We start from the raw sequence: 21,414 nt of genomic DNA, 5'->3' as shown, positions 1-21,414 counted from the left end.
ACGAGATCGCCCTGCAACTGCATCAGCGTCCGGCGCTTCTTCTGGCACTTCGTGACCTCCATCTTCAGCCCCGCAGCAAGTATTGCGGCGTAGGGAAGAAGTTTGCTCGACCGAGCCGGAGCCTTGAACGTCGCCCCGACTGCGCCAGCGTTGATAAGTCTTGATAATGTTTCGCAACAGGCAGGTTCGGCGGGTCAGAGGACGCTCCAGCATTCGCCGGTGATTTCGGCACCCGCCCTCCAGGGCGAACATTCATGGAACAGAGTCAGTCAAGTTGTTGCTCGAGCGTCCGATGTGGCAGCTTCCTGTTTGTCAGGCGGTGAACTGGGCATCTTCCGCGCCACCCGCGGTCGGGCAAGCCACGGACCGATCCGCCACGCAAGCAGGGCGAAACCGACAGTCCAGAGCGCGGCAGAAAGGTCGATCCCGTCTAGCGCGCCCAGCCAGAAATGAGCGCCGGCCACGCGGGCAGCGCAGGCCGCGACGACAAGCACGAAGGCGGCCGTCAGAACGGGGCCAGCCACCAGCGGCCGGCCGGTGTGCCCCATCGTCGCTCGCATCATTACCGCCACGGTCATTCCGCCCACGGCGCCGATCCCGAAGATGTGCGCCGCGCCAGCCGGCCCGGCAAGGTCGAGCGCCGCCGCCGCCACTGATGCGAAACCGAGCGGAACCATCAAGTAGGCGAGGTGCAGCATCAGCAAAAGCGGCGAGCGCCATGTCTCCGCGCCGCGCCAGCGGACAAGCCGGGCTATGTGCAAAATGGCCGCCACCGCGTTGAACACCGAGCAAGCTATGCCAAAGGGAGCGACCACCCAGGCGATCAGCGCCGCGGCGCCGGATACCAGGCAGAGCCCGTCAAAGCGATTGAAGGCGACAGGCAGCCGGGTCGCGCCGCGATGGACCAACCAATTGCGCGTAAAGCTGGGGACAACCCGTCCACCGATCAGCAGGATTAGAAAGATCAGCAGGGCAATTCCCAGCCCGCGACCGAGATCCGCGCTGCCCTCTACCATCGCCTCGACATGAAACAGCAGGTTGGCGATCCAGAGAAGCGACACAGGCACCAGAACCTTGAGATTGCGCCAGTTCTTTCCGGCGACGATTTCTCGCGCGATCATTGCTGCGACTGCCAGGAGGAACATCTGGTCGACGAATGCCACCGCCGTCGGACTCAGCCCTAGTCCTCCGGCCACCGCCACGCGACCGGCCAGCCATACAGCCAAAAGTAACGCAAGCGGCCAGCCGCGTGTCGGCAGTCGTCCGGTCCAGTTCGGCACCGCGGTGAACAGGAACCCTGCCAGTACAGCGGCACCATAGCCGAAGACCATCTCGTGGACATGCCAGTCGGTGGGAAGAAAATGGCCTGCGCGGGCGATCTCTCCGCGCCAGATCAACAACCATGCGGGGATCGCGACAAGCGCGAAGAGCACAGCTGACAAAAAGAAGGGCCGGAAGCCATAGGACAACAGCGCCGGGCCACGGTAACGCTCACGAAGGGGCATGGGGTTCCTCCAGGCCTAAAGACAATCGGGCGGTGCGTCTGGCACCGCCCGGATCGGTCGAACGTCAAAGGGACGAGTGATCATTCGACTTGTTCAAGCAGCTCCGCCATGCGGTCTTTCGATTTCCCTTTCTGCTTCACGCCTGCAGCCGCGTCGAAGTTCACCGCATCACCAACCTGGATCAGGGCCACCATTCCCATGGCGTAATGCGGGGTGCACTTGATGCCATAAACGCCTTCCGCCGCGGCGGTGAGTTCGAATTCTTTGTTCATATCGGATTTGAAGGCCTCGACGCCATCGGGAAGCATGCCATCGATACTTTCCGCATTGTGCCCTTTGTCGGTGGGAACAAACTTGATCACGTCGCCCGCTTCCGCCTTCACGAAAGCCGGTTCGAATACCATGGCACCGGCCTCACCGCGGTTCAGCATTTTGATCTCGATGGTCTCGGCACCGGCAATCGTCGCGGTCACTGCAAGGGTAGCAGCCACCATCATTTTCGCAAACATCGGAACATCCTTTCTTCTTCGTCCGCTTGTTTCGCCTGCCACATTTCTGGTTTAAGACAGTCTCCTGAACGTTGCTCTTGATCAAACTCGCGGACCGAAACTTGCTGAAGCTCGACGAAAGCCTTCTGAGCGGCCTGCCACCCTTCTCGCGGCTCAGCAGATCGCAGATCCGCGAAATCCTCGATCAGGCCAGCTCGCGCCGCTACGAGGAAGGCGTGGCCATTTTCCGCGAGGGCCACGATGCCGATCGCTTTTTTCTGCTTCTGGACGGCTATCTGCGGGTAATCCGCACCACGCCCGGCGGCGAACAGATCATCGTCTTGCACATCTCGCCCGGTCAGCTCTTTGGCATCGCCCCGGCGCTGCAGCGTGACACATTCCCCGCCACATCCGTCGCGGCGGCGGAATCTATCGCGCTGTCTTGGCCGGTGCGGCTGTGGCCCGAATTCACGGCAAAATACGACGGTTTCGCCACCGAAAGCTACAAGACGCTGGGTGCGAGGCTGGGCCAGATCCAGGAAACCCTGACCGAGATGGCGACTCAGGCAGTGGAGAAACGCGTCGCTGCCGCGGTGCTTCGCATGGTTAATCAAAGCGGTCGAAAGACCGAGAAGGGGATTGAGATCGCCTTTCCGGTCACGCGCCAGAACATTTCAGATATGACGGGTACCACCCTGCATACTGTGAGCCGGTTGCTTTCTGCTTGGGAAAAGGCAGGCATGGTTCAATCTACGCGAAAGCACATCGTCGTCACCGATCCGCATCGATTGGTCGTGCTCAGCAACGAGACCGGCTGAACCCGTACTCCGTTGTCTAGCTGTAACGCTACCTTCCCGCTCCCAGCTGGCCGACAATCGCGTTCCGGAAGGTATCTTCGTCCAGACCGTACTCCCGGCAGGAATCCATGATCGTATGAAACGGCGCGATTGGGCAGCCGGGGCAAAGAATTCCTAGGTCCAGGAACGGACGTGCCGCCTCGGGCCAGAGCGCGAATAGGTCCGCCAGCGTCAGATCAACATCATCAATGTTCGGGCGGCGGCGCATGGAGAAGTCCTTTCCTCCGGAACCCTGCCAGCACCTTTCACCGGGTTCTTTGCGCTTACACAACAAACGGTCGCCTGCCGCCGCGTAGACCTCGCGTATCCGAAACAAACTGCCGGGACCGCGAAATGTCAGAGATACTTACAAAATCGCGGGCCAGGAACGTGTTCTACGGGGGATCCATTTTCTTCGTGCTCGTGTTCGTGGCCCTGACGGCGCAAAGCCACCGTCACATCACCCAGACCGCGACTGCCGGGATGGAACTGACCGATGAGGTCCGCCACGGCAAGCATGTGTGGGAACGTCATTCCTGCATCAACTGCCATACCCTGCACGGCGAGGGTGCCTATTTCGCCCCCGAACTCGGCAACGTGATGACCCGCTGGGGCGCGGCCGAAGATCCCGAGCTGGCCTACGAGATCCTCGACGGCTGGATGAAGGCACAACCCTCCGGCATCGAGGGGCGCCGCCAGATGCCCTTCTTCGAGATCACCGACGAAGAGATGCGCGCCCTTGCCGAGTTCCTTCGCTGGGCGGATCAGACCGACACCCAGGGCTGGCCGCCGAACGACGCCGGCTGATGCTCTGACAGGAGACAAGCAATGAAGTACCAATCGCAAAAGGTGGCTTACGCCTATTTTCTCGTGGCCATGGCGCTGTTCGGAATCCAGGTGCTGGGCGGACTGCTCGCCGGGTGGATCTATGTCGCGCCCAACACGCTGTCAGAGGTCCTGCCCTTCAACGTGGTTCGCATGATCCATACCAACGCGCTGATCGTCTGGCTTCTGCTGGGATTCTTCGGTGCCGCCTACTACCTCGTGCCGGAGGAGAGCGAGCGTGAGATCTTCTCGGTCAAGCTCGCCTACATCCAGCTTGCCATCTTGGTGATCGGCACGCTTGGCGCCGTGGTCTCCTACCTCGCCGGAATCCACGGCGGGCGCGAGTTCCTGGAACAGCCGCTCTGGGTCAAGTTCGGGATCCTCGTTGCCGCCGTGATCTTCCTTGTAAACGTGTCGCTGACCTTCCTCGCCGGGCGCAAGACGGCGATCACCAACATCCTGATGATGGGGCTGTGGCTGCTGTGCCTGCTCTGGGTCTTCGCCTTCATCAACCCCGACAACTTGTCACTCGACAAGATGTACTGGTGGATGGTCGTGCACCTTTGGGTCGAGGCGACGTGGGAACTGGTCATGGCGGCGATCCTCGGATTCCTGATGCTGAAGCTCACCGGCGTGGACCGCGAGGTGATCGAGAAATGGCTCTATGTGATTGTTGCGACTGCGCTGTTCTCGGGCATTCTCGGCACCGGACACCACTTCTACTGGATCGGTACGCCGGGCTACTGGCAGTGGATTGGCTCGATCTTCTCGACCTTCGAGGTGGTGCCCTTCTTCGCCATGATGTCCTTTGCCTTCGTGATGGTCTGGAAAGGCCGCAAGAACCACCCAAACAAGGCCGCGCTGTTGTGGTCGCTCGGCTCCTCCACCGTCGCCTTCTTCGGTGCGGGCGTTTGGGGTTTCCTGCACACGCTACACGGGGTGAACTTCTATACCCATGGCACGCAGATCACCGCCGCCCACGGACACCTGGCCTTCTACGGCGCCTACGTGGCCCTCAATCTCGCGATGTTCAGCTATGCGATGCCGGTCCTGCGGAATCGCGCACCCTACAACCAGGTGCTGAACATGGCATCTTTCTGGCTGATGACCGGTGGGATGGCCTTCATGACCTTCACGCTGACTTTTGCCGGCACGATCCAGACGCACATGCAGCGGATCGTAGGTGACTACTACATGGACGTGCAGGACCAATTGGGTCTGTTCTACCTGATGCGCTTCGGGTCCGGCGTGGCCGTGGTGCTGGGCGCGCTCCTGTTTATCTACTCCATGCTCGCGGTGCGCCGCGAGGTGATCAAACCCGGCCCCGTGGCCGTTCCGGGAGAGTGAGCGATGAAAGACATGAACACACCCGACCTGCCGTTCTACCAACCTGCCGGCGATGAATGCGCAGTGTTCGAGACGGCCCATGAAAACGGTCTGCCCCTTCTTCTGAAGGGGCCCACCGGCTGCGGCAAGACGCGGTTTGTGGAACACATGGCGGCGCGTCTCCGCCTGCCGCTGCACACCGTGGCCTGCCATGACGACTTATCCGCTGCCGACCTTATCGGACGCTACCTTCTGAAGGGGGGAGAGACCGTCTGGGTCGATGGGCCATTGACACGGGCAGTGCGCGCAGGCGGGATCTGCTATCTCGACGAGGTGGTCGAGGCGCGCAAGGACGTCACAGTCGTGCTGCACCCGCTGACCGACGACCGCCGCCGGCTGGTCATAGACCGCACGGGCGAGGAACTGGCAGCGCCCGACTCCTTCATGCTCGTGGCCAGCTACAACCCCGGCTACCAGAATATCCTGAAAAAACTGAAACCGTCGACACGGCAGCGTTTCGTCTCGATCGGGTTCGCGTTTCCCTCGCCAGAGGTGGAGGTGCCCGTCGTGGTCCGCGAAAGTGGTCTGGACGAGGCGCGCGCGGCCGCCCTGGTGCGGCTGGGGGGTAAGATCCGAGCGCTTTCGGGCATGGACCTCGAGGAAGGCGTCTCCACCCGCCTGCTGATCTACGCAGCCACCATGATTGCCAAGGGGATGCCAGTAGACCGCGCGCTCGAAGCCGCAATCATCGAACCGCTTAGCGACGAGGCGGACACGCAACAGGCGCTGCGAGACCTCGCCGCCGTGATCTACGGGTAGGCCCATGCTACACGTTCTCGACCTGATGGAGCCCGAGGAGACCGTCGGCAACCTCTGGCACGACATGGCCTCCCGGTGGGGGGCTGCGACCGGCGACGCCGCCCGCGCAGTGACGTTCGAGGATATGCGCCGATCCGTCACCACGCTGTTCCGAGCACTCGGTGGCGCAGCGGGCGTGGAAATCGCGCACGCCCCGCTCATGACCTCCGACCACCGGACAGGCCGCATCCGCCGCATCGGAACGCCGCGCGAACGGGTGCATGTCGCTGATTTCGACGGTGACCGTCTGCGCCTGCCACCGGTGATCGACGCTTTCCCGACGCACGAGCTGAACAGGGCCTGTTACCTGTGGCTGGCGGCATTGGCGGCCCATGTCGAGGTCCCATCGCCAGAGGCCGACGCATTGGCCGCAGACCGGGCCGAGATCGCCGCGCTGGCGGCCGCGTCGGACCGGACCTATGCCGCCTGCCCCGGCCTGCGGCAAGCATACGACAGTCTGTGCCGGCTGATAGTACAGTATCGTAGCCGCGGCGGTCTGCCGCGCTGCGAGGCCGGTGTTGAACGTCTGATCCTCGACCAGCTGAGCGGCGTCTCAGATGCCGAGGAATGCCGGGTCTGCCCCGCCCCCCGAAGGTACCGGAGCTATGCGCCCGTCCCGGTCTGGCTGCGGTTGCGCAACGCGACCCGGGTCGACAAGTCCGCGTCGGACGAGTTGCAAGACCCCGGAACCGCGATGGCGGTGCCCACCCGCAAGGATGCCTGCCGCGAGGACCGCGACCAGGCCAACCGCAACGACAGCTTCATCATTCACCGCTTCGAGACGATCATGTCCTGGGCGGAAAGCCTCAACCTCAATCGGATGGTCGACGACGACGACCAAGATAACGCCGCCAAGGCCGCCGAGGATCAGGAGTACCTGTCCCTGAGCCAGAACCTGAAACGCGCTGCCACGCGCCTGCGCCTGTCTCTGGATCTTTCGCCGCAGGATGCCGAACACGAGCACCTGGCAGGAAAGTTCACCTACCCGGAATGGAACCGCCGCACGGGGGACTACATGCCCGGACACACGCGGGTGCTGGAAGCGGAAGCCAGCCCGCGCGACCTGTATTCCCCGGATCCGAAGCTCGTTGCTCGGGTCAAACGTCAGTTCGCTCCGCTGCATCCAAGGCGCGTGGTCCTGCCGCGGCAGATCGACGGTGACGACCTGGACCTTGACGCGGTGGTGACATCCCGCACCGACATAACCTGCGGCCACGAGGGCAGCGACCGCATCTGGCAGTCGAACCGACCAATGGCGCGAGATCTGTCCGTGGCGATCCTGATGGATTGCTCGCGCTCGACGGAGGCGGCGATAGGCGACACCTCTGTCATAGAGGTCGCGCGCGAGGCGTTGTCCTCGCTCGCCGAAGGAATCGATACTGCCGGCGACCGGTTGGGCATCTGGGGCTTCTCGTCCCTGCGCCGCGATCGGGTGTTCGTGCACCGAGCCAAGGCCTTCAAGGAACCGATGAGCCGTGCGGTAACCGCACGGATCGGCGGGCTCACTCCGGGCCACTACACCCGCCTCGGTGCCGCGATCCGGCACGTATCGGCACAACTGGCCGAAGAGGGCGCGACGCGCCGCCTGCTCCTGGTGCTGACCGATGGCAAGCCCAACGACCTGGACCACTACGAAGGGCAGCACGGGGTCGAAGACAGCCGCATGGCCGTCCGCGAAGCCCGCGCGCTGGGACAGGCGGTGCATGGTGTGATCGTGGACGAGGACGGACAGGACTGGTTTGCCCATATCTTCGGTCGTGCCGGGTTTACGCTGTTGCCAAACCCCGCCCGCCTGCCCCGTGCCCTCCCCAACATCTATCAAACCCTGACTATGGAGAGATGACGTGAAACGCATTCTTGCCCTCGTCTTGACCCTGCCCGCAACGGCGCTGGCCGAGCCCTTCGAACGGCCGATCCCGCAGCCGCAGACCGAGGCGGCCGAGTTCTGGTTTCTTGTCGGCTCCCTCGCGCTGATCGCCGCCTTGGCGGCGGTGCAATGGCTGGTAAGCCGGCGATGAGACCTGAACGTCGCCCCTCGTGGAAGCTGCTTTCCGCGCTCTACCCGTTCGGCGCGGGCGCGATGGGTGTGAACCTGTTCTTCGCCGCGCTGATCGGGTCTTGGCTCGGCTGGCCAGTGCTGACTCCCTTGCAGGCCGCCGCCGGAGGGCTGGTCATCGGCCTGCCCGCCACCTATGCCTTCGCCGGGCACATCGTGCGGCTGATGGAAAAGGCGGAGGATGCATGACCGGTTGGACAGAATACGGGCTCGCGCTGACGCTTTTCGTGGCGAGCCATTTCCTGCCGCGCGTCGGCGGCCTGCGTGAACGGCTGATCGGCGTGGTCGGCCGGCGGGTGTATTTCGGCGTCTACGGGCTGTTGTCCACCATCCTGCTGGTCTGGGTGGTCTCGGCTGCGATCCGTGCGCCCTATGTCGATCTCTGGCCGCAGCTGCCCTGGACCCGCTGGGTGCCGAACATCGCCATGCCGATCGCCATGATCCTGGTGACCTGCGGCACCGGGCTTCGCCAGCCCTTCACACTCGGCGGCAAGCGCGGCGCAGAGTTCGACCCCGCACGGCCCGGATTCGCCGCCATCTCGCGCCATCCGCTGTTTCTGGCACTGGCGCTGTGGTCCGGTGCGCACCTGGTGCCGAACGGGGATTTGGCCATGGTGATCCTGTTTGGCAGCTTCCTTGTCATGGCACTGGCCGCAATCCCCGCCTTCGACGCGCGGGCCCGCCACTCGCTTGGCGGCAGCGCCGGTGCATTCTTTGCAAATACCGCGATCCTGTCCCTCTCTCCCCTGATACGCGGCGACTGGATGCGCGCCAATGCGCGCGGGACGGCGATCCGGGTAGCCGCCGGTCTGCTCCTCTGGATCGCACTCTTGTATCTTCACTCGGTGATCATCGGCGTTTCGCCCTTCCCGATTTGAACTTGTTCCGGCGCAAAGAACGTCGCGCCGGAAACCTTCATACCGGGCACATGAAACAGATCGACCGCCTCAGAACCCTCGGCCTCTTCGACGCCCGGGTGCCCCGCTATACCTCGTACCCGACAGCACCAGTGTTCTCGACCGACGTCTGCGCGCCCCAGCAGGCGAGCGCCCTCGCGGCGCTGGACCCGGCAGAACCGGTATCGGTCTATATCCACATACCATTCTGCGAGCGGCTGTGCTGGTTCTGCGCATGCCGGACCCAGGGCACGAAAACGCTGAGCCCTGTGGAAAGCTATATCAGCACTCTGGAACAGGAACTCGCCCTGCTCGCAGACACGCTTCCCGAGGGGCTGCGCATGGGCCGGATGCACTGGGGTGGCGGCACACCGACAATCCTGCCGCCTGCACTGATCCGCCGGCTGGCACGGGCGGTGAAGGCGGTCATCCCGCATACTGACGACTGGGAATTTTCGGTCGAGATCGACCCGACCATGGTGGACCGCGACAAGATCGCCGCTCTGGCCGACGAAGGCTTGAACCGTGCTAGCATCGGCATCCAGGATTTCGACCCCGTCGTGCAAAAGGCCATCGGCCGCCTGCAGCCCTTCGGCGTCACGCGCGCCTGCGTTGAGGGTCTTAGAGCCGCTGGCATCCGTTCACTAAACGCGGACCTCGTCTACGGCCTGCCGCATCAGGACCTCGCGCGGCTGGATGACACCGTGAGCAAGGTGCTGGACCTGAAGCCCGACCGCATCGCCCTGTTCGGCTACGCCCATGTGCCGTGGATGTCGAAGCGGCAGCAGCTGATCGACGAGGACGCGCTGCCGAAAGAGTTGGAACGCTACCAGTTGTCCGAGTTGGCAGCGCGTCGCTTCGGTGAAGCGGGGCTGGAAAGCATCGGCATCGACCATTTCGCCCGCCCCGGCGACGCGCTCGCTCTGGCCGCGAGGAGCGGCCGCCTGCGCCGCAATTTCCAAGGCTATGTTGATGACGCCTGCGCAACGCTCATCGGCCTTGGCGCCTCGTCGATCTCACGCCTTCCCACGGGCTACATCCAGAACGCCGCCGTCACGCCTGCCTACGTCCAGCGGATCGAGGCCGGCCATCTGGCCGGCGCGCGGGGCCATATGATGAGCGATGACGACCTCATGCGCGCCCGCGCGATCGAGATGATCATGTGCACGTTCAAATTGGACCTGGAAACCCTGCGGGACGCCCATGGAGACGCGGTGGACCAGCTGCGCTCCGAAATTGCCCTGCTGCGCGACCGCTTCGGCGAGATGGTCGAGGGCCGCGGCGCGACAATGTCGATCCGGCCCGAGGCGCGGGCCCTGACCCGCATCATCGCCAGCCATTTTGATGCCCACGTGCCCGAAGCTGCGCGCTACAGCCAGGCATCGTGACACATACGCGGGTGCCGAGCTGGTGCACATCCCGGGGTTGGCCATTCCGGCGCTGTCAGCGCCGAACTGCTAGTCCAGGGAACGTACCAGCCGGAAGCCTAGATGGTCAGGCGGCAGTCCGACAGCGCAGCCGCCGACACTGGCGTCACGCACAATGTCCACGATTGCGGCCCGGTGCATCCCGCCAGCGATCCGCACCCAGCAATAGGGTTCGCTTTCGGCAATCGAGCCGTCGTCGTTCAACGAGCCGCGTTCCATGCAACTGTCCGTCCATTCCCAGACATTGCCTGCCATGTCGACCACCCCCCGGGAATTGACGCCGAAACTGCCCGTTGGTCGAAGGGTCGGGCTGGCGGTTCCACGCAGCAGGACACCAGCTTTGTAATTGGCCAGCATCCGCTCGCCAGGATCAAGGTCGCCCGGATCGACGTTTGCATCGGCATAGCGTTCGGCCGCGGCGTGCTGCCATTCCATCGCTGTCGGCAGGCGCCAAGTCTGCCCGGTGACCCCGGAATACCAAAGCGCGAAGTCCGTGGCATCCTGCCAGTTTACCTGGGTCTGAGGCACCCCAGTGCCGGCCGCCGGAACCTCCGAGCAGGCTGAGGCTGAGACGCAGGCCCCGTATTGTTCCCGACTGACCTGGTACTTCATGATCTCGAACGCCCGGACCTCGAGCGAGACCGGGTCGGGAGCACCAACCCTGCCGCCTCGGGAAAAACTTCCGAACGGACGGTATTCAACCGTGCCACCCGGCACTTCGACAAGTGCGGCCGGGTCGAACGGCGCGTTCGGCGTGTCACGCTTGGTCAGCAACAAGGGAACGGTTGCAAAAGTCAGTGCGGCGACACCTGCAACAAGGCGGGAAGGTTTCATGGCGAGGCTCCTGAGCCAGAAGGGGCGGCCGGCCTGACCCCTCCGCCCCACTTTTCTCTCGGTTTGGGCAGCCCTCTGCCGGGCCGCGACCGGAGCTTACGGCAGAGCGGTCTTGCCCTCGTAGACCGCGTCGTACTCGATCGGAGCCTGCACTTGTTCCATCAGGTCATTGTCCCAGTCGCCCTCGACGACCACGTGGGCCGTCGCGCCCAGGTTCACCGCCTCGATCAGATTATGGTTCACGTAGGCGTAGACCCCTGGCTGCAGGAATTCGTAGAGCATCGCCCCGGCAGAGCCGCCGCGGATGAACCAAGTTTCAAGATCCCGCTCTGGCGGGTTGTTGAACTTACCAGTCTCCCAGACAAGGTCGCCGTGACCGCCAATCAGGTGCGGACGGGTGTCGCGGTTGGCCTGGCTGTGCACGAACAAAACCTTCTCGCCCTGGCGCGCATGCAGCGCGTTGTCGCCCGTCAACGCACCAACCTTGCCGTTGAACACGACGTGGGTCGGGATCAAGCCGTTCATGACTTCGAGCGTATCGGGATAGCTTTCGCCCACATCCTCGAAGCGCTTGTATTCGCCCTTCTCGTCCTTCGGAATGTAGAAATCGTTCTCGCCGATGTAAAATACACGGTCATATTTCACCGGATCGCCCTTGTGATCCGTCAGACCGGCTCGCGGCAGAACCATGATGGCACCGGACATGCCGCTGACGACGTGCCACGGGATCATGGGACCGCCTGGAGCACAGTGATAAACGAAGGTGCCTGGGCGCGTCGCCTTCCACCGCAGCGTGGTCTTCTCACCCGGGTTCACCAGGGTCAGTGACCCGCCGCCCAGAGCCCCAGTGGAGGAGTGGAAGTCAATATTGTGCTGCATCAGGTTTTCGGGCGAATTGTAGAGCGTCAGCTCGACGTAATCGCCCTCATGCACCACCATGAGCGGGCCAGGGATCGAGCCATTGAAGGTCATCGCCTGCAGGTAGGCGCCACTGTCGACCTCGACCTCCTTTTCGATGATCTGCATCTCGAATTCCACGATACGCGGCCCTCCTGGGGCGGTCTGCTCGTGTTCGTGCACCATCGGCGGACGGACCAGCCGGCGCTTGATACGCTGAAGGCTGGAGAGGTCGACAGGCTCCGCCATCGACGTATCCATGATTTCCTCGGCCTTGGCGGCCTTCGCCAGAACGGGGGTCGCGGCGATCCCTGCGGCGCCCATCAGGGCGGCTCTTCGCGTCAGCATTTCTTGTCTCCTTTCCGGTATGATTGTTGTTCGGAAGGAGGACACTGCGATTGGACCCTTGTCACTTTGCGCAAGCACAAGGTTCAGGTTCGATTCAGCCGAGAACTCGCATCTTTCAGCCTCAACGCGGAGCAAAGCGCAGCCAAAAGAAAGAATGCAGAGCGGAGCGTTCTCGCTTGGGTAGAAAAAGCTCCGGGCGCAACTCCGCGCAACCTTAGTAGCTTTGGAATCAGGGGGACGAATTGGTCCACAGACGACGCGAGACCCGCCCCCCTGGATGAACGTTCGGACACCGTAGCATGACAGCGCAGGGCTGGACCGTGCCCGCATGCAATCCGAAGTCGTGGTCCATTGGCCTTTCTCCTCGCGATGGTCTGCTGCGGCGGGTGCCCGCAGCGTTCAGCCCAATACCTCCGCTGCTGGTCCGAAGAACTCATGGTGAATGCGCGCATTGGGCACATTCGCCGCCTTAAGCCCACGCACCATCGCCTGCATGAAACCAACCGGGCCGCAGATGAAATAGTCGGCCTGCTCGATGTCGGTGTTCTCGGTCAGCCAGGCAGGGTCGATGCGTCCCTCCAAGACCCCCTCCTTGCGCTCCCGCCCGCCAAGATCCTCATAAAACGCAAAGGTCGCGTCGGCGAGCCTACCAGAGATCCCGGTCATGGCGTGGCGCTCCGGATCCTGCGCCGCGTGGACATGGATCATGCGCAGACCTTTCCCGCCACAGGCTTCGAGCATCGAGATCATCGGCGTCAGTCCGACACCGCCCGAGAGCAGCACCACTTCCCGCTTGTCACGGGGGTCGAGGAAGAAGTCACCCGCCGGCGGCGCGACTTCGATCCGCTGGCCCACCTCGGCCACCTCGTGCAGCCAGTTCGACACGCGCCCGTGCGGCTCCCGCTTCACGGTGATGCGGTAGGTCTGACCGTTTGGCGCCGAGGAGATCGAATAGTTCCGCCGCTGCTCCTCGCCATCGGCAAGATGGAAGCGGAAGCTGAGATACTGGCCAGGTAGGTGCTGGACGACTGCGCCGCCGTCCACGGGACGCAGAACGAAGGAGACGATATCCGTCGCTTCGCGCCGCTTCTCCGCGATTTCGAAGGAGCGCCAGCCGCGCCAGCCACCGGACGCCTCTGCCGTGCCCTGGTAGATGTCCTCTTCGCGTCCGATCAAGATGTGCGCGAGCTGCCAATAGGCCTCGCCCCAGGCACTCAGGATCTCCGGCGTTGCAGCCTCACCCAGCACCTCCGAGATCGCTCCCAGAAGCGCATCTGCGACATGCGGATAATGCTCCGGGAGAATCTGCAAGCCCGCGTGCTTCTGTGCGATCCGTTCGACGGCCTCGGCCAATACGTTCGGCGTGCGGATATGGGTTGCATAGGCCACCAGCGCATTCGCGAGGGCCTTGTGCTGTGGCGCCTGGCCCTCCTGATTGGACATATTGAAGAGCGCGCGGATTTCTTCGTCCGCAAGCAGGCGCCGGTACATCGCAGGTACGATCTGATCGACATGCTGTGCCACGACCGGTGCGGTCGCTTCGATGATCTGCAGGGTTGCTTCGCTGAGCGGGCTCGACATGGTGCCCTCCTAAAAGATTCCGATAATCGGCATCTATACACGCTCTTCAAAAACATGCCACCCGTTGGTATCTTAAAGCCCTGCGTCATTGCGTCCCGGTCCGCGCGGACCGGTGCGGGCTGCTGGCGCGACGGAAAGGACCGGAACATGCGGCTCAACGACAGCACCGACATTGCGCTGCGGATCATGATCCACGCCGCTTCGACCGGCGGCCAGCGCATCACGATCGACCAGATCGTCGCCCACTACCACCTGCCGCGCAGCACGGTCATGAAGGTGGTCAATGCGCTGACACAGGGGGGGTTTCTCAGCGCGCAGCGGGGCCGCTCAGGCGGACTGACGCTGGCACGGGACGCGGGCGACATCCCCGTGAGCGCCCTCGTCGAGCATATGGAGACCGATTTCGCCCTGGCGGAATGCATGCGCCCGGGCAACGCGTGCACAATCACGCGGCGCTGCCGCCTGATCTCCCCCCTTGAGGAGGCACGCCGCGCCTTCCTTGCCGCGCTCGCGCGGTATTCCGTCGCCGACATTGCCCTCGAACCTGCCGAGTTCGGGCTGACTGCGACCGATACCTGAAGCCTTTTTGACCCTAAGCGCGCCGCTCCGAGGCGCCAGCGTTCCGCCAAAGTTCCTGCCTTCTTGGGACTTTCACGCCCAGACCTACGCTCCGAGGCCCGGCAGCCCGGCCCCACGCATTGCGTCCGATATGGTCTCGAGATGCGCCCGCATCGCGGCTGCCGCGCGGTCCGGGTCACGCTCCGAGATCGCCGCCGCAATGGCCTCGTGCTGGACGCTATGGCGCTCGGTGAACTCGGTGACGCCAAGCCTGAGGTAGGTCAGCTCCCACTCTCGCTGCCAGGCCGCGTGACGCCGCACCCCTGCAAGATAGTCGAGAAGCCCCAGCAGGATCGGGTTGCCGGTCACCTCGGCGATGCCGCGGTGAAAGGCCGCGTCGAGCTGCTCGCTTTCGGGCCGCGTGCGCGCCCTGCGGCCGCGCTGCGCCAGCTCCGCCAGATAGGCCGCCTGCTCCGGGGTGGCGAGCCGCGCCGCCTCGGCGGCCACCGAGGGCTCGATGGTCTGCCTCGCCTGCATGAGCTGCATCGGCGACGCACCCTGCACGAGGATCTGCTCGCGGATCGGATGGCCGAGCGGCCGCGGGCCGCAGAAGGTGCCCTGCCCAACATGCCGCCAGAGCTCGCCCTCGCGCTCGAGCACCTGCAACGCGCCGCGCAGCGTCTCGCGGCTGCAGCCGAGCAGGCGGGCAAGCTCGCGCTCGGGCGGCAGCCGCGCGCCAACCTCGGTGGCCAGATCGGCCACCAGCCTGCGGAGTTCCGACAGGACCACCTGCCCCCGCTTCGAAGTCATGCCGCGCCTCCCGCTCCGGGCCAAACCCAGACCAATTTGCAGACCAATGCCATGCTATGCAACACCGCGCTTCTCTCGAGGAGGACTCATATGCTGACCACGACCATCCTTGCCCTTGCCGGTTTCGGCGCAGGGGCGCTCAACGCCATCGCGGGCGGAGGCACATTCCTGACCTTTCCCGCGCTGGTCTGGCTCGGCGTGTCGCCGATCATGGCCAATGCCACCGCCACTTTCGCCGCCCTGCCCGGCTATGCCGGAAGCAGCTGGGCCTATCGCCGCGACATCCAGGCAGGCGAAGGGCCAAGCCTGACCGCGCTCGTCGTCACCGCCATGCTTGGCGGGATCCTTGGCGCGCTGCTGCTGCTGGTCACCCCCGAGGACCTGTTTTCCGGCGTCATTCCCTGGCTGCTGCTGATGGCCACGCTGGCTTTTGCCGCCGGTCCCGCGCTGCTGCGCGGGCTGCTCGCCTCGGGGCGCCACCTGCCCGATGCCGTCTCGCTGACGCTGCTGCTGCTCGTCTCGATCTACGGCGGCTATTTCAACGGCGGGCTCGGGATCCTGCTGCTGGCCGCCTTCGGGCTCATCGGCATGAGCGACCTGCATCGGATGAATGGGCTGAAGACGCTGGCCTCGCTGGTGCTGTCGGCTGCCTCGGTCGTCACCTACAGCCTTGCCGGGCTGATCGACTGGACCGCGCTGGTCGTCACCGGCCTTGGCTGCACTGCGGGCGGATACGTCGGGGCGCATATGGCACGCAAGGTGCAGGACACCGCGCTGCTGCGGACCTTCATCGTCACCGTTGGGCTGGTCACCACCATCGTCTTCTTCACTCAAGCCAATGGTTGAATTTTTTACGAAATGCTGAATTTTTGCGCGGCAGGCAAAGAAGGCAATCCTCCATGCACATTCTCCGTTCCCTCGGTCCCGCCGTGGCGCGCGTTTCCCTCCGCGAGGCGCTCCGCGCTGGCGTCGGCGCGCTGCTCGGGCTTGGCGTCACCGGGCTGGTCCTGCTCTCGCCGCAGGTCAACCTGAGCCTTGGGCTCTATCTCGTCGCGCCCTTCGGCGCGACCTCGGTGCTGCTTTTCGCGGTCCCCAACAGCCCTCTCGCCCAGCCCTGGTCCGCCATTGTCGGAAACACCGTGGCGGCGCTCGTGGGCGTTGCGACCTGCCTGCTGATCGCCGACCCGGCGCTGCGCATCGCGCTCGCCGTGGGCCTCGCGATCACCGCGACGATCCTCTGCCGCGCGGTGCATCCACCGGCGGGGGCGGTGGCAATGACCGCCGCCATGAGCCCCGACGCCATCGACCATCTCGGCTTCTGGTTCGCTCTGACCCCCATCGCCGCGGGCACCACTGCGCTGGTCATCCTCGCCGCGCTCTACGCAAAGCTCACTGGGCGGCACTACCCGTTCCGGCAGTTCGACGCCCCCGGCCAGCACGGCACCGAGGACCGTGCCCCCTCCGAGCGCCTCGGGCTCTCCGAAGCCGAGCTCTCCGGGCTACTGGAGCGTTACCGGCAGTCGTTCAACCTCGGGGTCGAGGATCTGGCGCGGCTCATCGGCGCCGCCGAGATGCAAGCCGCGAGCCATCATGCCGGCCCGCTCAATGCCGAGGACATCATGTCACGCGATCTGGTCACTGTTGGTGGCGGCACCTCCCTTGCCGAGGTCGCCGAGCTGTTCCGGCGGCATCGGTTCGCCTCGCTGCCAGTGGTCGGGCCCGAGCAGAGGTTTCTCGGGGTGATCTTCCAGATCCATCTGATCACCCGCGCCCGCGAGGATGCGCAGCGGCTTGAGCGGGGCTTCCTGCCCGCCTTCCGGCGGCTCGTCGATCTCGGGCGAGAAACCCCGGTGACCGCCTCGGACATCATGAATGTCGCCGGCCCGCGCGCGACGCGCGCCTCGCCGGTCGCCGCGCTGCTGCCGATGATGGCGGATGGGGATGTCGATGCCATCCCGGTGCTCGAGCGCGGACGCATCGTCGGCATCGTCACGCGGACAGACATGATCGCCGCGCTGGCGCGCCAGGCGCTGCGGCACCGCTGAGATCGCCGCAGGAAAAAGCCTGCAGACCAAAAATGTCCGAGACAAGCTCGGCCGAAGTCCAACAGGGAGGTAGGGAAGGCCTATAGCCGTGGAACTTTGCGAGCGTTTGGCCAAGCGTGGTAAGGATTGTTCGACACGATTGGCGCCTCCAATTCGCCCGCCAGCTCGATCACCCACGCCGCGACCGACTTCTCCGACGGGCAGATGTCGATATTCACGTCCCGGTCCAGAAGCCGACGGAAGCCGCGGAGATCACCCTCTTCGCCCAACGATGTCCGGCAGGCGTCATGGGCCAGAACGATATGCGGCGTGACCCGCCGGGCCTGCAGCATATCGATCACGGCGCGCAGGGCCTCCAGATTTGCGACCCTTCCCTCCCAGCCCATCACATCCATGCCATCGACGATAGCGAGGTCCCGGCGCCAAGCCTGCGGCGTCGCTTCAAGGTCATTCAAGGAGGACTCGGACGCCTCCTGACTTGGCGACTCCACTCTGGGATGGGCGCGATCGGGGTCGCCGACGGCCAGACCAACTCGGGAGGCGCCTTCCTCGCCCTGAGGCTCAGTCACCTGCGCAGCAATCTGTTCGGAAACCACGTCCGGGTGCGTGTGAGCGGCGCGCAATTGAGCTGAGTTCGCATCCGCAAGGCGGCCCGTCGCAACGAGCTCCGAAGTTTCCGCGCCCATGGAAGCTGGATATCTTCGCAACCAGGCAAGCGCCTTTCGGAGGATATCGAATACGTATCTGAGAAGCATTTTTCGTTTAATTGATGCGGTGCAGCGCAAAGATTATAGAAAGACCGACCGCAACAGCAGCGCCGATAAGGATCCAGCCAATTGCCGCGGGACCATTACTGTCGCACCATCGCTTTGGCGAAGTCCAGCGTCATGATGAATGGCGGCCGCGACGGTGAAGCCATCCCTTTGCAGCCTGCAGATTCTCGCGGAACGACTTGAGGACACGGCCCAATGCGTGATTTTGTCATTGTCTGCGGCCCGAAAGGGCATGTCTGGCATGGTGCTCACATCCTGGTAACAGAACGGGCCGAGAACCATGTCGTGACAAGTCTGGGCACCTTCAGACGCGACCGCTACGGCACACTCCGCCTCGAGACAGACCCTGCCTTCCACCTTGAGAAGGACCCGGAAGCGGAGCAGACTTGACCATGGTGCCAGTCAGATACGTGGGATGGGGCAAAGCGTTTTGACTTGGACCGAAACCTACCCTGCAAGGCCTCAGCTGAACCAGCGACCTTCATGTCCGAAATTCGCTACATATTTCAGACAAGGGAACCGAGAGTGCGGTCCTGCATCGATGCCGCCGGCACCTACGGTCTCGAAGCACCGTGGCGCCGATCTTCAGGGTGCCGCAGGGGAAATTGCCGAAGACGGCCGTTAACGCCTTTCCTGGCTGCTCACCTACCGCGCAGGAGATCCTGAACGACCGAGGGCTGCTTGGCGATGAGCGCCAGCAACACCTGTGCCGGCCCGGTAGGCTGCCGGCGCCCCTGCTCCCAATTCAGCAAGGTGCCCTTCGCGACGCCAATGCTCTTGGCGAACTCGCTTTGCGACAGCCCGGTTTTCTGCCGGACTTTTGCAACATCGACGCTGGCGACCGCGATGTCATGCACCTTGGCGCCAGCCTGCTGGCCCGCCGCGAAAGCCAGAGCCTCTTCGAGCCCCTTGGCTACAGATTCAAATGCGTACATCTGTTATCCTCATACTTGGCGATGATCGCCTTGCTCATCTCGACGGCCGCGGTTTGCTCCGACGTCGGGAGGTTGGCCTTCTCGTTCTTGGCGAACACCGTGACCAGGAAAATCGGCATGTGGCTGCCTCCGAACACGTAGATCATCCTGAACCTACCGCTCTTGACGCCGCCTTCCCGCGGGATGCGAACCTTGCGCAAACCGCCGCCCACCTACACACCAGTTTCCGGGTTCGCGGCAATGAAAGTGATTGCCGCCGCCCGCTCCTCGTCCGACATGATCGCCTTTGCGCGCTTCTGGAATTCGGGAAGCTCGACCACTGTCTGCAATCGTGTCATCTTCTGCCACCACATATGCGTCATTGACATATAAGTCAACGGCGGACTCTCGGAGTCCGCCCTTAGCGAGTCTCCAGCCTGGTTCTCAATCTACAGAGGAGCACAGCCCTGGGACGTCATCCAGCATGGCGGCCGGCGCAGGCGATCTCTCCCGGTAGGCGACGTAAAGGCCCGAGGCGAGGATGACTGCTATCCCGAGCCAGGTCATCCGATCAGGAAAGTCTCCGAAAACCAGAAAGCCGGCGGCAGTGGCGCCGATGATCTCGAGATACTGGAATGGTGCCAGGAGACCGGCTTCAGCGTGGCGAAAGGCTTCGGCGATCAGGACATAGCTTGCAGCGGCGAGGAGGCCGCTTCCCAAGATCAAGGCCCAGGCCGAAGTCGCAAGGGCGCCAGGGTCTGGGGTGGAAAGCCCCGATGCGTGAAGCGCGAACGAAAGCGCTACCATTCCGAGGCAGGCATAGATTGTGGCGCCGCACTGAATGGTCAGCCCAGAGCGTGTGCGCGTGGCACGGCGGAGGACGATCATGTTGAGCGCATAGGAGGCGGCCGCGAGGAGCGGCAGTAGCGCGGCGATCTCGAACTCCGGTCCCGGCCGGATCACGATAAGCGCACCGACGAGTCCTGTGCCGACTGCTGCGAGGCGCCGCGCTCCGACTGTCTCGCCCAGGAGTGGGCCTGCCAGCAACGTCAGGATCAAAGGCTCAACGAAAAATATGGCGATCGCGGTGGCAATCGGCATGACCGCGAAGGCGCCTATCAGGCCGATGAGGGTGATCATCACCAGCAGACCGGACAGCGCAACGATCGGAGAGAGCATTGCGCCACGGAGGCGGCCGGGCAACAACGCCGCCGCCGGCAGGAGGAAGGCTGCTTGGGCAACAACGCGCGCGGTCGCGACGTCGACCGGGTTCAGTTTCTCTGTCAGAAGCTTCGACAAAGTGTCGCCCAGTGGCAGCAGTAGCATTGCCGCGGCCATGCAGGTCATTCCTGCGCAAGAACCAGTCCACATGGTCCGCGACCTGTCGAACAAAGGAAGAGTCATAGGACACCTCATAACTTCAGGCTCCGCACGATATGTGCGGGAGCAAGTCCGGGCGTTCAGGACATCGGTTGAAAATATCGGGGCTGGGCAGCGGACGCGCGACGCCATCGCATGCTGCCTTGCAACGCGCATATAGGGGTCTTCGAAGGAGTTGTCCAATCCGGGGAGCAGGCCGATCTCTGACCCAATTGCTTGGCAAGACCCGTCACGCCAAGCACGAGCGCTCAGAATGAAATCGGCTCGCGCTTTCACGTCGAGCTTTGACAGAATAACCGGATCGTATCCGAGCCAGGCGAAAGTCTCGATCAGCCGATGATATTCGTCGATACCTCCCTTGAGGTCTTTTTCCGCGTTCACTGTCCCTGTGGTGGATTTCTGGCCAAGGTGGGGTCAGAAACACCTGGTGATGGAAGCGGGCGTGTCCCGACAAGGTGACAATGGCCGCCAATCCGGTTGCATGTTCCAGCGCGATGGCCGCATCCAGCAGCCTGCGATCAAAGAAGACCCTGTTGATTTCCACCCAGAACTGATGGGGTGGATACCCCCTCCCGACGGCATCGCAATGTGCCAAGGTGATGTGGGTCACATCACAAGAGGGAGGAAGTATCCATGACAGAAATTACCATTGTTGGGCTGGATTTGGCAAAGCGGGTTTTCCAGGTTCATGGTGCGACGGCCGATGGCGGCGTTGCTATTCGCAAGAAGCTGTCACGGGGTCAGGTGTTGGCATTTTTCGCAGATTTGCCGCCCTGCGTGGTTGCTATGGAGGCCTGCGCCACGGCCCACTACTGGGCACGTGAGATCGGTGCTCTGGGACATACCGTCAGATTGGTGCCGCCTGCCTACGTCAAGCCATTCGTCAAGCGTCAAAAGAACGATGCGGCTGACGCGGAGGCCATAGCTGAAGCAGCCAGCCGGCCGACCATGAGGTTCGTCGAGCCGAAGTCATCCCGACAGCAAGCACGCGCCATGGTCTTTCGAACCCGCGATCTGTTTGTCCGCCAGAGGACACAGACCATCAATGCGCTACGGG

At 63.6% G+C, this 21,414-nt stretch carries 27 protein-coding genes; 14 read left to right on the top strand and 13 right to left on the bottom strand.

The window, feature by feature from the left end:
- Window positions 1-269: 269 nt before the first annotated feature.
- A complete protein-coding gene (locus BM397_RS27990; protein WP_092431214.1) occupies window positions 270-1,505 on the bottom strand; it encodes an NnrS family protein in 1,236 nt (411 codons plus the stop codon).
- A gap of 80 nt (window positions 1,506-1,585) precedes the next feature.
- Window positions 1,586-2,014, bottom strand: coding sequence for a pseudoazurin (locus tag BM397_RS27985; RefSeq protein WP_092431216.1), 429 nt, complete (start codon window positions 2,012-2,014; stop codon window positions 1,586-1,588).
- 101 nt (window positions 2,015-2,115) lie between these two features.
- Between BM397_RS27985 and BM397_RS27980 the strand changes: the two genes are divergently transcribed.
- Window positions 2,116-2,811 (top strand): Crp/Fnr family transcriptional regulator, encoded by a 696-nt coding sequence (locus BM397_RS27980; RefSeq protein WP_092431243.1) that lies wholly within the window; start codon window positions 2,116-2,118, stop codon window positions 2,809-2,811.
- A 28-nt stretch (window positions 2,812-2,839) separates the two neighbouring features.
- Here BM397_RS27980 and BM397_RS27975 read toward each other — a convergent pair whose 3' ends face one another.
- Window positions 2,840-3,058, bottom strand: a complete 219-nt coding sequence (locus BM397_RS27975) for a DUF1858 domain-containing protein (RefSeq protein WP_092431217.1) — start codon at window positions 3,056-3,058, stop codon at window positions 2,840-2,842.
- Window positions 3,059-3,183: 125 nt separating this feature from the next.
- On the opposite strand from BM397_RS27975, the gene BM397_RS27970 reads away from it, so the two are divergent.
- The 8 genes from BM397_RS27970 to hemN are packed head-to-tail and all read left to right on the top strand — an operon-like array spanning window position 3,184 to window position 10,178.
- Window positions 3,184-3,636: a c-type cytochrome gene (locus BM397_RS27970; protein ID WP_092431218.1), complete on the top strand. Its 453-nt coding sequence runs from the start codon at window positions 3,184-3,186 to the stop codon at window positions 3,634-3,636.
- Between the two features lie 21 nt (window positions 3,637-3,657).
- The gene (locus BM397_RS27965; protein WP_092431220.1) at window positions 3,658-5,001 is read left to right on the top strand and encodes a cbb3-type cytochrome c oxidase subunit I; all 1,344 of its coding nucleotides are present in this window, start codon (window positions 3,658-3,660) and stop codon (window positions 4,999-5,001) included.
- 3 nt (window positions 5,002-5,004) lie between these two features.
- On the top strand, window positions 5,005-5,799 hold the full coding sequence (locus BM397_RS27960; RefSeq protein WP_092431221.1) for a CbbQ/NirQ/NorQ/GpvN family protein: 795 nt from the start codon (window positions 5,005-5,007) through the stop codon (window positions 5,797-5,799).
- Between the two features lie 4 nt (window positions 5,800-5,803).
- On the top strand, window positions 5,804-7,681 hold the full coding sequence (locus tag BM397_RS27955) for a nitric oxide reductase activation protein NorD (protein WP_092431222.1): 1,878 nt from the start codon (window positions 5,804-5,806) through the stop codon (window positions 7,679-7,681).
- Between the two features lies 1 nt (window position 7,682).
- On the top strand, window positions 7,683-7,856 hold the full coding sequence (locus BM397_RS29475; RefSeq protein ID WP_176806976.1) for a hypothetical protein: 174 nt from the start codon (window positions 7,683-7,685) through the stop codon (window positions 7,854-7,856).
- Window positions 7,853-8,083 (top strand): NnrT protein, encoded by a 231-nt coding sequence (locus tag BM397_RS27950; RefSeq protein ID WP_092431223.1) that lies wholly within the window; start codon window positions 7,853-7,855, stop codon window positions 8,081-8,083. Before BM397_RS29475 ends, BM397_RS27950 begins: the two co-directional genes overlap by 4 nt.
- Window positions 8,080-8,772: an NnrU family protein gene (locus tag BM397_RS27945; protein WP_092431225.1), complete on the top strand. Its 693-nt coding sequence runs from the start codon at window positions 8,080-8,082 to the stop codon at window positions 8,770-8,772. Before BM397_RS27950 ends, BM397_RS27945 begins: the two co-directional genes overlap by 4 nt.
- Before the next feature lie 50 nt (window positions 8,773-8,822).
- Entirely contained in the window at window positions 8,823-10,178 is a 1,356-nt protein-coding gene (gene hemN, locus BM397_RS27940; RefSeq protein ID WP_092431226.1) for an oxygen-independent coproporphyrinogen III oxidase, read from the top strand.
- 69 nt (window positions 10,179-10,247) lie between these two features.
- On the opposite strand, the gene BM397_RS27935 is transcribed toward hemN, so the two are convergent.
- The 3 genes from BM397_RS27935 to hmpA all read right to left on the bottom strand — a co-directional run bounded on the left by BM397_RS27935 (window position 10,248) and on the right by hmpA (window position 13,877).
- On the bottom strand, window positions 10,248-11,051 hold the full coding sequence (locus BM397_RS27935; RefSeq protein ID WP_092567504.1) for a formylglycine-generating enzyme family protein: 804 nt from the start codon (window positions 11,049-11,051) through the stop codon (window positions 10,248-10,250).
- 96 nt (window positions 11,052-11,147) lie between these two features.
- Window positions 11,148-12,296, bottom strand: coding sequence for a copper-containing nitrite reductase (nirK, locus tag BM397_RS27930; protein ID WP_092431228.1), 1,149 nt, complete (start codon window positions 12,294-12,296; stop codon window positions 11,148-11,150).
- 399 nt (window positions 12,297-12,695) lie between these two features.
- Entirely contained in the window at window positions 12,696-13,877 is a 1,182-nt protein-coding gene (hmpA, locus tag BM397_RS27925) for an NO-inducible flavohemoprotein (RefSeq protein ID WP_092431230.1), read from the bottom strand.
- A 147-nt stretch (window positions 13,878-14,024) separates the two neighbouring features.
- Here hmpA and BM397_RS27920 point away from each other — a divergent pair, with 147 nt between their 5' ends.
- Window positions 14,025-14,456 carry an RrF2 family transcriptional regulator gene (locus BM397_RS27920; RefSeq protein WP_092431231.1) on the top strand — a complete coding sequence of 144 codons (432 nt, stop codon included), beginning with the start codon at window positions 14,025-14,027 and terminating at the stop codon, window positions 14,454-14,456.
- 84 nt (window positions 14,457-14,540) lie between these two features.
- Here BM397_RS27920 and BM397_RS27915 read toward each other — a convergent pair whose 3' ends face one another.
- On the bottom strand, window positions 14,541-15,245 hold the full coding sequence (locus BM397_RS27915; protein WP_092431232.1) for a FadR/GntR family transcriptional regulator: 705 nt from the start codon (window positions 15,243-15,245) through the stop codon (window positions 14,541-14,543).
- A gap of 90 nt (window positions 15,246-15,335) precedes the next feature.
- On the opposite strand from BM397_RS27915, the gene BM397_RS27910 reads away from it, so the two are divergent.
- Complete coding sequence (locus tag BM397_RS27910) at window positions 15,336-16,091, top strand: sulfite exporter TauE/SafE family protein (RefSeq protein WP_092567491.1); 756 nt, start codon at window positions 15,336-15,338, stop codon at window positions 16,089-16,091.
- A gap of 53 nt (window positions 16,092-16,144) precedes the next feature.
- The gene (locus tag BM397_RS27905; protein WP_092431235.1) at window positions 16,145-17,290 is read left to right on the top strand and encodes an HPP family protein; all 1,146 of its coding nucleotides are present in this window, start codon (window positions 16,145-16,147) and stop codon (window positions 17,288-17,290) included.
- A gap of 80 nt (window positions 17,291-17,370) precedes the next feature.
- Here the strand turns inward: BM397_RS27905 and BM397_RS27900 are convergent, their stop codons facing one another.
- Complete coding sequence (locus BM397_RS27900) at window positions 17,371-17,976, bottom strand: hypothetical protein (protein WP_092567480.1); 606 nt, start codon at window positions 17,974-17,976, stop codon at window positions 17,371-17,373.
- A 282-nt stretch (window positions 17,977-18,258) separates the two neighbouring features.
- Here BM397_RS27900 and BM397_RS27895 point away from each other — a divergent pair, with 282 nt between their 5' ends.
- On the top strand, window positions 18,259-18,453 hold the full coding sequence (locus BM397_RS27895) for a hypothetical protein (protein ID WP_092431237.1): 195 nt from the start codon (window positions 18,259-18,261) through the stop codon (window positions 18,451-18,453).
- A gap of 251 nt (window positions 18,454-18,704) precedes the next feature.
- On the opposite strand, the gene BM397_RS27890 is transcribed toward BM397_RS27895, so the two are convergent.
- The 5 genes from BM397_RS27890 to BM397_RS30115 all read right to left on the bottom strand — a co-directional run bounded on the left by BM397_RS27890 (window position 18,705) and on the right by BM397_RS30115 (window position 20,901).
- Window positions 18,705-18,998 carry a helix-turn-helix domain-containing protein gene (locus tag BM397_RS27890; protein WP_092431238.1) on the bottom strand — a complete coding sequence of 98 codons (294 nt, stop codon included), beginning with the start codon at window positions 18,996-18,998 and terminating at the stop codon, window positions 18,705-18,707.
- Entirely contained in the window at window positions 18,977-19,210 is a 234-nt protein-coding gene (locus BM397_RS29865; protein WP_245696273.1) for a type II toxin-antitoxin system RelE/ParE family toxin, read from the bottom strand. The genes BM397_RS27890 and BM397_RS29865 overlap by 22 nt, the downstream gene beginning before the upstream one ends.
- Window positions 19,211-19,336, bottom strand: a complete 126-nt coding sequence (locus BM397_RS29860) for a hypothetical protein (RefSeq protein ID WP_256218787.1) — start codon at window positions 19,334-19,336, stop codon at window positions 19,211-19,213.
- Between the two features lie 85 nt (window positions 19,337-19,421).
- Window positions 19,422-20,315 (bottom strand): DMT family transporter, encoded by an 894-nt coding sequence (locus tag BM397_RS27880; protein ID WP_092431240.1) that lies wholly within the window; start codon window positions 20,313-20,315, stop codon window positions 19,422-19,424.
- A 271-nt stretch (window positions 20,316-20,586) separates the two neighbouring features.
- Window positions 20,587-20,901, bottom strand: a complete 315-nt coding sequence (locus BM397_RS30115) for an AAA family ATPase (protein ID WP_439895881.1) — start codon at window positions 20,899-20,901, stop codon at window positions 20,587-20,589.
- A gap of 89 nt (window positions 20,902-20,990) precedes the next feature.
- Here BM397_RS30115 and BM397_RS27875 point away from each other — a divergent pair.
- The coding region (locus BM397_RS27875) for an IS110 family RNA-guided transposase (RefSeq protein WP_143015457.1) at window positions 20,991-21,414 on the top strand (424 nt) is incomplete at its 3' end.

The sequence above is a fragment of the Alloyangia pacifica genome, from assembly GCF_900116195.1.
Classification (GTDB): Bacteria; Pseudomonadota; Alphaproteobacteria; order Rhodobacterales; family Rhodobacteraceae; genus Salipiger; species Salipiger pacificus.
The sequence above is the reverse complement of the archived record's forward strand: the minus strand, read 5'-3'. Positions and strand labels throughout refer to the sequence as shown.

Excerpts from the sequence above, each read along its gene's own strand:
- BM397_RS27990 (WP_092431214.1), bottom strand. The coding sequence starts at position 1,505 with ATGCCCCTTCGTGAGCGTTACCGTGGCCCGGCGCTGTTGTCCTATGGC.
- BM397_RS27985 (WP_092431216.1), bottom strand. The coding sequence starts at position 2,014 with ATGTTTGCGAAAATGATGGTGGCTGCTACCCTTGCAGTGACCGCGACG.
- BM397_RS27975 (WP_092431217.1), bottom strand. The coding sequence starts at position 3,058 with ATGCGCCGCCGCCCGAACATTGATGATGTTGATCTGACGCTGGCGGAC.
- BM397_RS27970 (WP_092431218.1), top strand. The coding sequence starts at position 3,184 with ATGTCAGAGATACTTACAAAATCGCGGGCCAGGAACGTGTTCTACGGG.
- BM397_RS27965 (WP_092431220.1), top strand. The coding sequence starts at position 3,658 with ATGAAGTACCAATCGCAAAAGGTGGCTTACGCCTATTTTCTCGTGGCC.
- BM397_RS27960 (WP_092431221.1), top strand. The coding sequence starts at position 5,005 with ATGAAAGACATGAACACACCCGACCTGCCGTTCTACCAACCTGCCGGC.
- BM397_RS27955 (WP_092431222.1), top strand. The coding sequence starts at position 5,804 with ATGCTACACGTTCTCGACCTGATGGAGCCCGAGGAGACCGTCGGCAAC.
- BM397_RS27950 (WP_092431223.1), top strand. The coding sequence starts at position 7,853 with ATGAGACCTGAACGTCGCCCCTCGTGGAAGCTGCTTTCCGCGCTCTAC.
- BM397_RS27945 (WP_092431225.1), top strand. The coding sequence starts at position 8,080 with ATGACCGGTTGGACAGAATACGGGCTCGCGCTGACGCTTTTCGTGGCG.
- hemN (WP_092431226.1), top strand. The coding sequence starts at position 8,823 with ATGAAACAGATCGACCGCCTCAGAACCCTCGGCCTCTTCGACGCCCGG.
- BM397_RS27935 (WP_092567504.1), bottom strand. The coding sequence starts at position 11,051 with ATGAAACCTTCCCGCCTTGTTGCAGGTGTCGCCGCACTGACTTTTGCA.
- nirK (WP_092431228.1), bottom strand. The coding sequence starts at position 12,296 with ATGCTGACGCGAAGAGCCGCCCTGATGGGCGCCGCAGGGATCGCCGCG.
- hmpA (WP_092431230.1), bottom strand. The coding sequence starts at position 13,877 with ATGTCGAGCCCGCTCAGCGAAGCAACCCTGCAGATCATCGAAGCGACC.
- BM397_RS27920 (WP_092431231.1), top strand. The coding sequence starts at position 14,025 with ATGCGGCTCAACGACAGCACCGACATTGCGCTGCGGATCATGATCCAC.
- BM397_RS27915 (WP_092431232.1), bottom strand. The coding sequence starts at position 15,245 with ATGACTTCGAAGCGGGGGCAGGTGGTCCTGTCGGAACTCCGCAGGCTG.
- BM397_RS27910 (WP_092567491.1), top strand. The coding sequence starts at position 15,336 with ATGCTGACCACGACCATCCTTGCCCTTGCCGGTTTCGGCGCAGGGGCG.
- BM397_RS27905 (WP_092431235.1), top strand. The coding sequence starts at position 16,145 with ATGCACATTCTCCGTTCCCTCGGTCCCGCCGTGGCGCGCGTTTCCCTC.
- BM397_RS27900 (WP_092567480.1), bottom strand. The coding sequence starts at position 17,976 with ATGGGCGCGGAAACTTCGGAGCTCGTTGCGACGGGCCGCCTTGCGGAT.
- BM397_RS27895 (WP_092431237.1), top strand. The coding sequence starts at position 18,259 with ATGCGTGATTTTGTCATTGTCTGCGGCCCGAAAGGGCATGTCTGGCAT.
- BM397_RS27890 (WP_092431238.1), bottom strand. The coding sequence starts at position 18,998 with ATGTACGCATTTGAATCTGTAGCCAAGGGGCTCGAAGAGGCTCTGGCT.
- BM397_RS29860 (WP_256218787.1), bottom strand. The coding sequence starts at position 19,336 with ATGACACGATTGCAGACAGTGGTCGAGCTTCCCGAATTCCAGAAGCGC.
- BM397_RS27880 (WP_092431240.1), bottom strand. The coding sequence starts at position 20,315 with ATGGCCGCGGCAATGCTACTGCTGCCACTGGGCGACACTTTGTCGAAG.